This is a genomic window from Enterococcus quebecensis, assembly GCF_001730365.1.
In the GTDB taxonomy this organism is placed as follows: domain Bacteria; phylum Bacillota; class Bacilli; order Lactobacillales; family Enterococcaceae; genus Enterococcus_L; species Enterococcus_L quebecensis.
Window position 1 is genome coordinate 321,580 of sequence record NZ_MIKB01000012.1, and the last position, 13,124, is coordinate 334,703.

At 35.2% G+C, this 13,124-nt stretch carries 9 protein-coding genes; 8 read left to right on the forward strand and 1 reads right to left on the reverse strand.

Annotation, left to right across the window (positions count from 1 at the left end):
* Positions 1 to 14 precede the first annotated feature (14 nt).
* The gene (locus BCR23_RS05910) at positions 15 to 995 is read right to left on the reverse strand and encodes a polyprenyl synthetase family protein (protein ID WP_069634549.1); all 981 of its coding nucleotides are present in this window, start codon (positions 993 to 995) and stop codon (positions 15 to 17) included.
* Positions 996 to 1,113: 118 nt separating this feature from the next.
* Between BCR23_RS05910 and BCR23_RS05915 the strand changes: the two genes are divergently transcribed.
* The 8 genes from BCR23_RS05915 to BCR23_RS05950 all read left to right on the forward strand — a co-directional run bounded on the left by BCR23_RS05915 (position 1,114) and on the right by BCR23_RS05950 (position 13,060).
* On the forward strand, positions 1,114 to 2,019 hold the full coding sequence (locus BCR23_RS05915) for a prenyltransferase (protein ID WP_069634550.1): 906 nt from the start codon (positions 1,114 to 1,116) through the stop codon (positions 2,017 to 2,019).
* A 31-nt stretch (positions 2,020 to 2,050) separates the two neighbouring features.
* Complete coding sequence (locus BCR23_RS05920; protein WP_069634551.1) at positions 2,051 to 3,262, forward strand: NAD(P)/FAD-dependent oxidoreductase; 1,212 nt, start codon at positions 2,051 to 2,053, stop codon at positions 3,260 to 3,262.
* A gap of 333 nt (positions 3,263 to 3,595) precedes the next feature.
* A complete protein-coding gene (gene nhaC, locus BCR23_RS05925) occupies positions 3,596 to 4,984 on the forward strand; it encodes a Na+/H+ antiporter NhaC (protein WP_069634552.1) in 1,389 nt (462 codons plus the stop codon).
* Between the two features lie 106 nt (positions 4,985 to 5,090).
* Positions 5,091 to 7,466 carry a DNA translocase FtsK gene (locus tag BCR23_RS05930; RefSeq protein WP_069634553.1) on the forward strand — a complete coding sequence of 792 codons (2,376 nt, stop codon included), beginning with the start codon at positions 5,091 to 5,093 and terminating at the stop codon, positions 7,464 to 7,466.
* Positions 7,467 to 7,738: 272 nt separating this feature from the next.
* Entirely contained in the window at positions 7,739 to 8,440 is a 702-nt protein-coding gene (locus BCR23_RS05935; RefSeq protein WP_069634554.1) for a GntR family transcriptional regulator, read from the forward strand.
* Positions 8,441 to 9,200: 760 nt separating this feature from the next.
* The gene (locus BCR23_RS05940) at positions 9,201 to 10,307 is read left to right on the forward strand and encodes a tyrosine-type recombinase/integrase (RefSeq protein ID WP_083241896.1); all 1,107 of its coding nucleotides are present in this window, start codon (positions 9,201 to 9,203) and stop codon (positions 10,305 to 10,307) included.
* A 203-nt stretch (positions 10,308 to 10,510) separates the two neighbouring features.
* On the forward strand, positions 10,511 to 11,191 hold the full coding sequence (locus BCR23_RS05945; RefSeq protein ID WP_069634556.1) for a winged helix-turn-helix domain-containing protein: 681 nt from the start codon (positions 10,511 to 10,513) through the stop codon (positions 11,189 to 11,191).
* Positions 11,192 to 11,263: 72 nt separating this feature from the next.
* The gene (locus BCR23_RS05950) at positions 11,264 to 13,060 is read left to right on the forward strand and encodes a WxL domain-containing protein (RefSeq protein ID WP_069634557.1); all 1,797 of its coding nucleotides are present in this window, start codon (positions 11,264 to 11,266) and stop codon (positions 13,058 to 13,060) included.
* The last annotated feature ends 64 nt before the right edge of the window (positions 13,061 to 13,124 follow it).

Genomic DNA, 13,124 nt, shown 5'->3' on the forward strand with positions numbered 1-13,124 from the left:
AGTTAATGATACTTTTAAAAAGAACGTTGCAATAATAATTGTGTTAACTGAGTTAAGTGTTCCTTACCTATGCAGTCAGGCAGTTTTTCAATATCCGTCAATGCTTTTTCAGTTACTTTTTTAGCAAAGGCTTTTGCATCCGTAACGCCACCTAGTTCGTGAACGAGCTGTGCAGTTTCAACTGCTTGTGCGTCTGTAATCGTTGCGCCTTTTTCTAGATAAGAGCAAAAGCGTTCCGGTGCTTTTTGCATGGCAAAGATCAATGGTAGCGTGTAGACACCTTGAGCTAAATCTTCTAAAACAGGCTTTTTCAAAGTTTCTACATCTGCTGTATAATCTAAGATATCATCGTAGACTTGAAAAGCGATACCAATATGACGACCAATACGCATTGCCAAGCGTTGAACTTCGGATGACGCATGACCAAAATGAGCACCTTCTAGGCAGCTTAAAGAAAATAATTCAGCGGTTTTTCCATTGACGCTGCGTAAGTAATCAGTAACAGTCATATCTTTTTTGTAACGTGTATGCATCTGGTCTAATTCACCGACCAGTAAACGTTTCATCGCTGAAGCATTTGTATGTAAGAAATCAGAACCATTCATTGTCTCAGCAAGCAACTCAAAAAATTCGGTGAACAATAAATCACCAGTGTACACTGCGATGTCTTTTCCATAGCGAGATTGAATCGTAGCAGTTCCTCTTCTTAGAGGAGAATCATCGATAATATCATCATGTATGAGCGTTGCCATATGCAAGATTTCAATTGAAGCGGCGATCTTGATCAATTGCTTGTGATTTTGTTTTTGTTCATCACCAATTTGAGCAAACAAAAAGAAGAAGGCTGGGCGCAATAATTTACCACCTGAATAAGTTAGTTCAATCAACGCTTGTTCGATGTCCTTGTTGCGTATTTTAACTTGGTGCTTGATCAATTCACATGTTTCATTTAATTGTTGTTGGATAATAGGAAACTCTTTCCAAAAATCATTCATAACACAATATTCCTTTCAGTAGTTCAATACTATTGATTGTATACGAATTTCGTAAAGAAATACAGTAAATTATTCCGTGAGCATAAAACTAAATTTTGAAAGGAGGGAGGAGTATAATTTGAACAGAGAAGTATTTTTTGAATTAGTAGAACTAAAAGCAAAGACAGCCAGTGTTTTACCTTTTCTTTTAGGAATTTGTTTTAGTTGGTATCATTATCGAAATGTTCACCTATTTTATGTTATTATTTATTTTATTGCGATGTTTATTTTTAATATGGCTGTCGATATTTTAGATAACTATAATGATTACCATCATGCTAAAGAAGGGCATGATTATAAAGAGAAAACCAATATTATTGGCCGAGAAAACTTATCGTTATCGATGATTCGTCGTTGGATCATTTGGATGGTCGTCATTTCAGCGTTGATGGGAATCGGCTTGTCAATTATTGTAGGATGGCCCTTGTTATGGCTCGGATTGTATTGTTACTTGATTGGCATTTTTTATTCTTCTGGACCCAAACCCTTATCAAGCTTGCCGTTAGGTGAATTTTTTTCAGGGTTTACGATGGGGTTTATGATCATGTTGATTTGTGTTTATATCAATACGTTTGATTCTTTTCAGTGGACAGTGAGCAATCTAGGAAGTATCTTTTTAGTTGCTTTGCCTAATACCTGTTTGATTGCTAATTTAATGTTAGCTAATAATATTTGTGATTTAGAAGAAGATGAGATGAATCATCGGTTTACGCTAGTTCACTATTTAGGGAAGCAGGCATCAATTAGATTGTTTGTTGGTTTAATTGTCATTGCGTTTGTTTCGATCGTTTTGAGTGTTGTTTTAGGATTGACGCCGATTACGATGTTATTGACTATTTTGGTTGTACCATTTGTCTGGAAACAGTCGAAGTTATTTTTAAAAGAACAAGTCAAAACAAAAACATTTATTTGTGCCATACGGATTCTAGCCGTTGGTGCACTTGCCCAAGTTGTATTTTTTGCCATAGGATTGTGGCTTAAATAATAAAATAAAAAGGTTAAGAGGGGATTTTAAAATGAGTAAGCACGTCGTTATTTTAGGCGCTGGCTATGCCGGTTTAAGAGCGCTGCATGAGTTACAAAAAGGCAACAACGATATAAAAATAACATTAGTGGATCAAAATGATTACCACTTTGAAGCAACAGACATTCACGAAGTGGCAGCAGGAATTCAAACATCAGAAAGAATCACTTATCCAATCAAAGATGTTGTAAAATCAGCTTGCACAACTTTTGTACAAGGTAGAGTAGAGAAGATTGATAGTGAAAACCAACTCGTTCATTTGAAAGACCAAGAAGGGATTTCTTATGATTATTTGATCGTTGCGTTGGGGTATGAATCAGAATCTTTTGGCATACCAGGTGTTGAAGAGTTTTCATTAAAAATGGTAGACATTCCAACATCAGAAAAAGTCTATCAACATTTAACAGAACAAATGAAAGCTTACAAAGAAACGAAAGACGAAAACTGTCTGAAAATCGTTGTCTGTGGTGCTGGTTTTACTGGGATTGAATTATTAGGTTCATTGCATGAAGGTAAGAAAAAACTAGCTGAAATTGCTGGGGTTGAGCCAGAAAAGATTCAATTATACTGTGTAGAAGCTGTGACTCGTTTATTGCCAATGTTTAGTGAAAAACTTGGTGGCTATGGAATCGATCATTTGAAAAAATGGGGCGTAAATTTCTTAGTTGGAAAACCAATCAAAGAAATTAAACAAGATACAGTTGTTTATCTAGATAACCAAGAAACTAATGAGTTGAATGAATTAGTTGCTAAAACAATTATCTGGACGACTGGTGTAAGTGGAAGCCATGTAGTCGGTGATTCTGGTTTTGCAGCAAAACGTGGACGTGTAATGGTACAGTCTGATTTAACGGATGCAGACCACAGTAATGTTTACATCATTGGAGACTGTTCTGCTGTTATGGATAAAGAATCAAACCGTCCTTATCCAACAACTGCACAAATTTCGCTTAAAATGGGTGAACATGCAGGGAAAAACATCAAAGCGCAATTAAGAGGAGAAGCGACCAAAGAATTTACCTTTAAATCATTAGGTTCTGTTGCTTCAATCGGAAACAGCCATGCTTTTGGTGAAGTTGGAAAAATGGAAGTCAAAGGGTATCCAGCATCTGTTATCAAAAAAGTGATCATGGATCGTTCATTATTTGAAACAGGTGGAATCAAAGAAATGTTGGCAAAAGGTCGTTTTGATTTTTACCGTTAAAAATAAAATTAATCAAAAACGCTATGAAGGATTCACAGTAGAGACTTGTTTTGAAATAATAGAAAGTTAACGGCTGATGGAAGTTAACCAAAACAAATTCTTGAATTACAAATCTAGAGCGTAATTGTCATGTTCGGGTAAGATCCGTTAGCGTCTTTTGAGAGGAAATTATACTTTAATTTCAACTATGGGTGGTACCGCGTGTATTCATGCGTATGAGACAAAAATAAAACGTTTGTCTCATCGTTTATTCGTCCCTGACAGTCTATTTCTGATTGTCAGGGATTTTTTTGTATTTGGCAATTAAATTTATAAGAAGAATGAGGAAAGTAAATGGAGAAAGAACTGAGTGTAAAAGAAGCACTATTTATATTTTTGTCTTTATTATTGATTATTAGTATTTGTGTGATTGGTGTGGGAATGAGTCCGATTTTCCCAGTATTATGCGCATTGGGTTTATTGATTGGATGGAGTAAATGGAAAAGAGCATCGTGGGACAAAATCCACGAAGGGATTATAGAGGGTGTAAAAACAGGAATTATTCCCATGGTCATTTTCATTTTGATTGGGGCCTTGATTGCGGTCTGGATTGCAAGTGGAGTGATCCCAACAATGATGTATGCTGGGTTTTCAGTTATTAGCACGAAAATATTTTTGCCTTCTGCATTTGTTGGCTGTGCAGTTGTAGGAATTTCAATTGGGAGCGCATTTACTACTGTTTCAACAATTGGTTTAGCTCTAATGGGAATGGGGATTTCGATGGGATTTAACTCTGCTATTTTGGCAGGTGCGATTATCTCCGGTGCGGTTTTTGGTGATAAAATGTCTCCTCTTTCAGATACTACCAATTTAGCTTCGGCAGTTGCTGGTGCAGATTTATTTAAGCATATCAGAAATATGATGTGGACGACTGTTCCAGCATTTATTATTTCTTTTGTTTTATATGCAATTATTGGATTTCAAACGAAGATTGGACAGACTGAGTTAGAAACCCAACAGTTTTTAGAGGTGTTGAAAGGAAATTTCTCGATTAGCTGGTGGGCAATTATCCCCATTCTATTACTAGTATTTTGTTCAATTAAGAGGGTTCCAGCTATTGCTTCTCTACTAGTTACAATCCTAGTTTCAAGTATTATGTATATGATTCAAATGAGGAATGTCGATTTAAAACAATTAAGCACGATTTTAGAAAATGGTTTTGTTTCGGAAACTGGGATGGAACAAATCGATGCGTTGCTAACTCGAGGAGGGATCCAAAGCATGATGTGGTCAGTCTCATTGATTCTCTTGACCTTGTCATTAGGTGGATTGCTAATGAAAATGGATGTGATCACAGTCTTGATGGCACCTCTTGCCCATAAATTAAAATCAACAGGAAGTCTGGTTGCCGCTACAGTCTTTAGTGGAGCCTTAGCAAATGTGATGATCGGTGAGCAATATTTATCAATTATTCTTCCTGGACGTGCATTTAAAGAAAGTTATGATAAAGCAGATTTGCAGCCGGAAGTTTTGTCTAGAGCTTTGGAAGATTCAGGAACTGTGTTAAATTCATTAATTCCTTGGGGCGTAAGTGGTGTTTTTATGGCAAGTACGCTGCAAGTTTCTACACTGAGTTATGCACCATTTAGTTTCTTTATATTATTATGTCCGATTCTATCGATTCTTTCTGGAGTAACTGGCATTGGTATCCATAAGAAAGTTGTGATAGAGTCAAATAAGTAGAGAAATATAGGCTAAATCATTAAAATTTTGAGAGAAACAATGGGGGTACTTTTGTTCGGCTCGATTTTTAGGTATAATGGATACTGATTGAAAAGAGGGATGTTACATGGCACAAAAAAGGAAAAGTGCAAAAAAGAAAAAGACAAAAAAGCAACAACAACAGCAAGAACATCTTAATTTCATTTTTCTTGGTATCTTTTTTATCTTCTTCGGATTATTCGGACTATTAAAATTAGGATTTCTTGGCACCTTGATCGCCAATGGTTTACGTGTGATTATTGGAAATACATTTTCCATTGCTGCTATTTTACTAATGCTGTACGGCCTTTCTTTGGTTATTTATGGAAAAGAGTTTCCTATCAAAAAAAGTCGTCCAATTTTCGGGGGCATATTTGTTTATTTAGGTGTTTTATTATTTTTACATGCATATATGTTTCGTAATGTTGGCACTCAGACACCCGAGATATTAGGGACAACATGGGACTTTCTGAGAATCGATTTAAAGGCAAGCACTGTAGCTGAAAATGTTGGCGGCGGTATGTTAGGGGCTGCACTTTATAACATGACGTTCTTTTTAGTTGCACAATTTGGCAGTTACTTGATCGCAAGCTTACTACTATTGATCGGTGTATTTTTAATGAGTATGCTTGATTTTCAGCAAGTAATGAGTGGCTTGCAGATTATACGTGAAAAACTCAGTGGTTTAACAGCTAGAAGCGAAGAGCGGCAGACTGAAAAAGAAGCCAAACGTGCTGAAAAGCGTGCAGCGAAACAAGCGAAAATAGAACAACTTGCTCAAGAACGTCTGAAAAATGATGTCAGAGAGTTAACGCCAGGTGAGAAGTTAGCACAAGAAGCATGGGAGCAAGAAGAAAAAGAAGTACAGGAACCAGAACAGTTAACACTGGTTCCTATCGATAGTTTTCAAAGTCAGGCGCAAATGCCTCCTGTACAACAAAAGCCGATAGTTGAATCAGAAATGGATGAGGAGAGCAGTGATTTAGATTTTGAAATTTCAGAAGAAGCTGAAGATCGTGATTATGAATTGCCGCCATCAACATTGTTAGATTCAATTCCTTCCGCTGATCAAAGCGGAGAGTATCAAAAAATCGAAAAAAATATTGGTGTATTGGAACAAACCTTTAAAAGTTTTGGGGTAGATGCGAAAGTTGTAAAAGCTAGCTTAGGACCTGCTGTAACAAAGTTTGAAATTCAACCGGCAGTGGGGGTAAAGGTAAGCAAAGTGGTTAGTTTGACTGATGATATTGCTTTGGCACTTGCTGCAAAAGATGTGCGGATGGAAGCACCGATCCCAGGGAAATCATTGATTGGGATTGAAGTACCTAATAGCACAGTGAGTACAGTATCATTTAGAGATATCATTGAAGCACAGCCAAGTCATCCAGATAAGTTGTTGGAAGTACCGCTTGGGCGAGATATTTCAGGGATGGTTCAGTCAGCTGATTTGGCTAAAATGCCTCACTTATTGATTGCAGGGTCAACTGGGAGCGGGAAGTCTGTTGCAATTAACGGAATTATTTCAAGTATTTTAATGAGAGCAAAACCTCATGAAGTCAAATTGATGATGATTGATCCAAAAATGGTGGAGTTGAATGTCTATAACGGTATTCCTCATCTATTGACACCAGTAGTTACAAATCCACGAAAAGCCGCTCAAGCCTTACAAAAAGTTGTGCAAGAAATGGAATTTCGCTATGAAAAATTTGCAGCAACTGGGGTTCGAAATATCTCTGGATATAATGAGCTGGTTATTCAAAAGAATTTGGAAGATGGTGAAAATCGTCCGATATTACCATTTATTGTTGTAATTGTTGATGAGTTAGCCGATTTAATGATGGTTGCTAGTAACGAAGTGGAAGATGCGATTATTCGTTTAGCACAAATGGCACGAGCGGCAGGAATTCATATGATTTTAGCGACACAACGTCCAAGTGTGGATGTTATCACGGGGATTATTAAAGCAAATGTTCCTTCCCGCATGGCTTTTGCTGTTTCCAGTGGAACGGACTCACGAACGATCATTGACAGTAACGGAGCTGAAAAGCTTTTGGGTCGTGGTGATATGTTGTTCTTGCCAATGGGTGAAAATAAGCCGATTCGTGTCCAAGGAGCCTTTATTTCGGATCATGAAGTTGAACGAATCGTAACTTTTGTTACTGAACAGCAAGAAGCTGACTATCAAGAAAGCATGATGCCAACAGAAGAAGAAACGACTGGTAGCCACAGTGAAGCATCGCAGGATGAATTGTATGAAGAAGCCAAAGCATTAGTCGTAGAAATGCAGACGGCAAGTATATCATTACTACAACGACGTTTTAGAATCGGTTATAATCGTGCAGCTCGTTTGGTTGACGAGTTGGAAGAACACGGTGTAATCGGGCCATCAGAAGGCAGTAAGCCAAGAAAAGTTTTTCTTGAGCCGACTCTTGAAGATGGGCCAATGGATCATGGTTCCGAATAAAAGAAAATACTTTAAAAAATGGAGTAGGCTAAAAAAGCGTACTTCATTTTTTTAAAATTAGATGTAGGCTATTCAAATAAACGCACAGTTTGCTATATACAAAGAGGTTTGTTGCAATTATAAATTTTGGTATAATATACAAAATCTCTCTAATAGACTGAGGAAAAGTTGAATAAAATCATAAATGGGATTAAAATTAGAGTAATATACCTCAATAACTAATGAATAAAGATCCAAAGGTAGAGTAAATAGAAAATATAAGGATGGATGATATGAGAAGAAAAAGCGTATTATATTTAGATGTCGCAGATCAAATCAAAGCAGATATTATGAATGGTACATATCCGGTAGGTTCATTATTGCCGACAGAAGCTGAACTTGAACAGTTATTTGATGTGAGTAAAATCACGGTTCGTCGAGCAATCGAATTATTATCATCAGAAGAGTTGGTAGAGAAAAAAAGCGGTAAAGGAACGACTGTTTTAAGCAATCGTCCCTATAATAAACTATCAAAAGCAGGAACGTTTACAGAATATTTGAATGATTCGGGACAAAAAGTAGCAAAGAAAATTTTAAATTTGGAAAAAGTGACAGTCAGACCAGATTCTCCAGTTTATCAATGTTTGGGGGAAGAAGTGGTAAAAGTTTCACGTTTATATACACTGGATAACCAACCATATATTTATTTTAATTATTTTTTGCCGAATAGTTTGGCAGATGTTTCTTTAGAAGAATTTGAAAATGAGTCATTGTATCGCTTGATGGATCAAAACGGCATTGAGATTGTTAAGTTTGAAGATAGTTTTCAAACGGTTGAATTAACAACAGAGCAACAAAGAATTCTAGATACTTCTGAAAAAAATGGATTAAAAAGAGTACGGAAATCTATGAGCCCTTTAGGAAAAGTGGTTGAGTATTCAGAGGCAGTCTATAATACAGTGCTTTATCCTTATGTGATTGAGTATGAAGCGTAGAGTTTGTTTAAACAAAAATCTTTAATCACTCTGCAAAAAAAATGAAGATTGGAATATAAATTCAAAGAAAAAAATCATAGGAAGGCTCTTTATCAACTATTGTTGATAAAGGGTCTTTTATGATTTTAAAAAGTAAATAATGAATTTTTTTTTAAATCGTTTAATGAAATTAAATTATTTTCTATTCATATTTAGAAGTGATTTTATTAGTGAAATGTTGATCAATCCAGCCTTTTTTATAGAGGATGAGAGCGCAGTTGTCGTTCTCTTTAGTGAAAAATTTTGAATGATTTCACTTGTCTAAAATGGGTGAAATGACTAAAAAATAGGGGGAATATAAACTAATCTTTCTTTTAAAATTTTATGTTTCGTTGGTTGTTGACTTAATCATATTTCTATATAGTGTTCATTCCAAAAATAGGCTCTTATATGTCTGTTTTTTTACATTTCGTGTTATTTTATTTTCGGAAAATGAAATTTTTTGATTTTTTTTATTTAAAAAAACAAATCTTTATGTATTACTTAAATTACTTTTCGTAGTTTTATGTAAAACATGAAATTTCTTAACTGAAATTAGTATATCCCTTTAAAATCAATAAATCAATAGGCCTTTTTAAATAAAATTCTCAATTTTTTAGCATATTACTACAAAAAAATGAGAATTTCGTTTATTATATTGTCAAATAACCTTTTATTTATAAGGATGTTTTTTAAAGCCGTCAATTGCGCCGTCAAAATTTATAGAAAAGGATTTGATTTTTTGGCTAGAGGAGAAAATATTTATAAACGAAAAGATGGTCGATGGGAAGGAAGATACCCCAAGGCAAGAAAAAATGATGGATCTATTCATTACGGCTATGTCTATGCTCAGTCTTACCGTTCTGTAAAAGAGCAATTGCTTGAGAAAAAAATTCAAACGACAGTGTTTTATTCAAAAACGAAAAAAGAATTTTATGGAACTTTTGGAGATTGGACGAAGATTTGGCTTACTTCTATTATGGCTCCTAAGATAAAAGAAAGTACATTTGCGAGTTACAAAAATAAAATTGAGCTACATGTTTTACCTTTTTTAGAAGGGAGGCCATTGAAGAAAATTGTGCCAACCGATATCGATCAACTAATCGAACATTTGTCTAAAACCTTATCAGCGAGTTCTGTCCATGTCATTTTTCGAATAGTGAAAGGCTGTTTTGAAGCAGCAAAAGATAGAGCATATATTTATTCTAATCCATGTGAAGACACGGTATTACCCAAAGTTCATAAAGAAAAAGTTAGAGCACTCACACGAGGGGAACACAAAGCAATTGAGCAAGCCAGTCTTCAAACTCAAAAAGGACTACCTATATTAATAGCCTTAGAAACTGGGATGAGAATTGGTGAAATTTGCGCATTAAAATGGGAGGATATTGATTTTGAATCTTCCATGATTCACGTTCATAGAACCACGCAAAGAATCAGTTTACCTGATGAATCCGGTAATAAAACACAAATTATCGAAACAGCACCCAAAACACCAAACTCAAATCGTTTTATTCCGCTTTCCTTAAAATTAAAACAGTCCTTAGTGATATGGAAAAAGGAATCTAAGTCACAATTTGTTATTGGTAACGGTGATCATGCAATTGAACCCAGAACGGTCAGTTATCGTTTTGAGCAAATCAAACAGCAGATTGGACTGACAGATATATCGTTCCATTCGCTAAGACACACGTTTGCGACACGTTGTGTGGAGCTAGGAGTAAATATTGCCGCCATTAGTTCATTGCTAGGTCATTCTTCAATCAAGTTGACCCTAGATACATATACTAGTTCGTTTTTAGAAGAAAATCGTAGAGCTATTAAAAAATTAGATGAATTACAATTTTAATGTAAACACAATAAAAATGGGGTTAGCCCTATTTTATCTTTTTGATAACGTTAGTTATTCAAAAAGAATAAAAAAATGTTTATTTTAAATTTTGACGCCGTCACTTTCGCCGTCAAATAGCATATCTAATCCTTATTTAAATAGTGTTTTAGCTGTTGTTTCATGTTTTACATAAAAATATGAAACAGGGAGAGGCACATTAAATGTATACATTAGGAATAGTCATATCGGAACATTCTTTTGATTTGGATTTAACCGAAAAAATACATTCATATGGATTTAAATCAAAAGAAATAAAAAAAATGGATCAATTAAGCGAAGTAAATGGAATTCTAATTAATGTGAATCATAAAACGAATAATCATACAATCAAAGGATTGGAATGGTTGACTAATTTGAGAAAAGAAAATTTTTCTATCCCAATATGGTTGTACACAGATGCCCCAATGACGCAGATAGAACTGAAGCTGTGTCTCCATTTAGGTGCAAACGGCATCTTTGTTAAAGACAGTGAGACAGAAGAAAATGATTTTATCATCATGAAAAACACCTTGAACTGTTTGGTTCATCCGAAAACTTCAACAGAGATTTCAACTTCGGTCATCTTAAATAAAGATGCGCAAAGTTTGTCGCTTAATGGTCGATCAGAAATTTGTTTTACTCGATTAGAGTTTATGACGCTATCTTTTCTTTACGATCGTGCCGATGAAGTTGTCACGTATCAAGAAATTTCTAATCATTTATGGAAAGGAGAGCACTCAAAACGCAAATATCGGGTAGCTAATATCATTTTTCTGATTCGAAAAAAATTAGGGGAAGAAGGAAAGGATTTAATTCGAACTGTTCGCTCTAAAGGCTTTCGTTTAAATAAAGAAGCCTTGTAGAAAAGAGTGCGTACATCAAATGAATTTTAAACCTTCTTTTTTAAATACCATATTCTATAGGAGTTGTTATGTATGAGAAAAAAAATTAGTTTAGTATTTCTGATAGGCTGTTTAAGTATACTCAGTCTAAATTATTTTAGTAATGAAAGAATCAAAGCGAGTGATGAAAAAGGTGCTACTGAAACAACTGTTTTTCAAGATGTCAATTTAACAAAATATGATCTAAAAACGAAAACAGTGTCAAAAACACCGATTAAAAATGGAGAGACAATTAACTACGACGATACTTTCCAAGTGAAGTACCATTTATCAATACCAGATGAAATGAAACTTACGAAAAATCAAACCTTCTCGACGAAAGTTCCACTCCTCATGCCTAGCAATAATGGATCAGTTGAAGTGAAGGATAAACAAGAAAATGTTCTAGGAACATGGAACATTATCGACGAAACTGAAGGCTCAAAAGTATTGGTTTTTGAAGTCAGTGATTTTTTTGCGGATTTTAAAAAGAGAGAAGTAGATATTGAGTTTCTGGCAAGTCTAGACTCTTCCGTAGAGAATAAAAAACAAGTACTAACCTTTCAGTTTGATACTGCAAACAAATTGAAACTAGACGTAACGATGTTAAAAGTATCTTCTGCGAAAAAAACAACCATGGACTCAAACGAAAAAACAAAATCAGAAACAAAAGAGAAATCTACAACAAAGCCTGAAGAGAAAGATTCTGTAAATAAGAAGGACGATCAAGTTATCGAACCTAAAAAAGCAGCTAATGAGAATAAAGCAGAAACCTATTCTATTAAGGTGAATACGGTGGATGCGGATGATCATAGTATACCAGTTAACGGTATGGTAGTTCTTTATTCCCATAACAATCTGTCAGATCCTATCAAATCAGTGCCGACAGTAAATGGTGAGTATATATTTTCCGATTTACAATCAGGAAAATATAGAATTGCTGGTGGAGTGAGCGAAGTAGCTGGTTATTTTGCTCGGCAAGGAGCAACCTACTTTGATGTAGACTTACCGTCAGATAATACCTCGGTCGTCGTCGAATATATGAAAGGCTGGGGAAGCGTCAGGCTAACCAAACGAGATGCAGATACAAATAAAGTTCTTCCAGGAGCGAAGTTCAACTTAGTAAAAAATAATGAGAACAATACAACAGAATTGGTCAAAGCAGATTTGATCTCAGATGAAAAAGGAATTGTTCAAGTAGATCAACTTTTCAAGGGAAATTATTCATTTATTGAAACCCAAGCACCAGAAGGTTACGTACTAGCTGAAGAGGATAAATTACCAGTTGATGTTAGTTTGGCAGATGTAGAGTTAGTATATCCTGATCCTTCTTCAAAACCTTTATGGTACCCAACCAATATGAAGACAAAAACAAATAAAAAAGCAGATGTAAAAATGACTGGCAGCACATTTCCCACCAACCTCGATTTTGGAAAAACTAAAATTCAACATTCCAAGGATGAAACATTAACGGCAAATGAAAATGGGGTGCCAACTGTAGGACAAGTAGTAATCGATGACACTCGTACAAGTGGTGGATGGACGCTGAAAGTAAAACAAAATGAAGATTTCATTACTGCGGAAGGTACTCCCTTATTGAATACCGATCTTAATTTAGAAATCGGACCAGTAAGCAATACGATTTCTAATTCACCCAGTCAGGTAGAAGGTACTGTTGACTTAAAAAGTGGCGTGGAAGCTAAGATTGCAGTGGCTAAAACCACCGAAGGGACAGGAACGACGACAATCCCTTTGAATAAATTTTCTTTAAAAGTTCCTAGAACAACAAATAAAAAAGCGAGTCAGTATAATTCATCTCTTACATGGACACTTTCTGATGTTCCACAGTAAGCAATAAAACGTATTCAATTGTTATCAAACAAGTTATAAAGCTTGAAAAAGCTTAATATAAAAT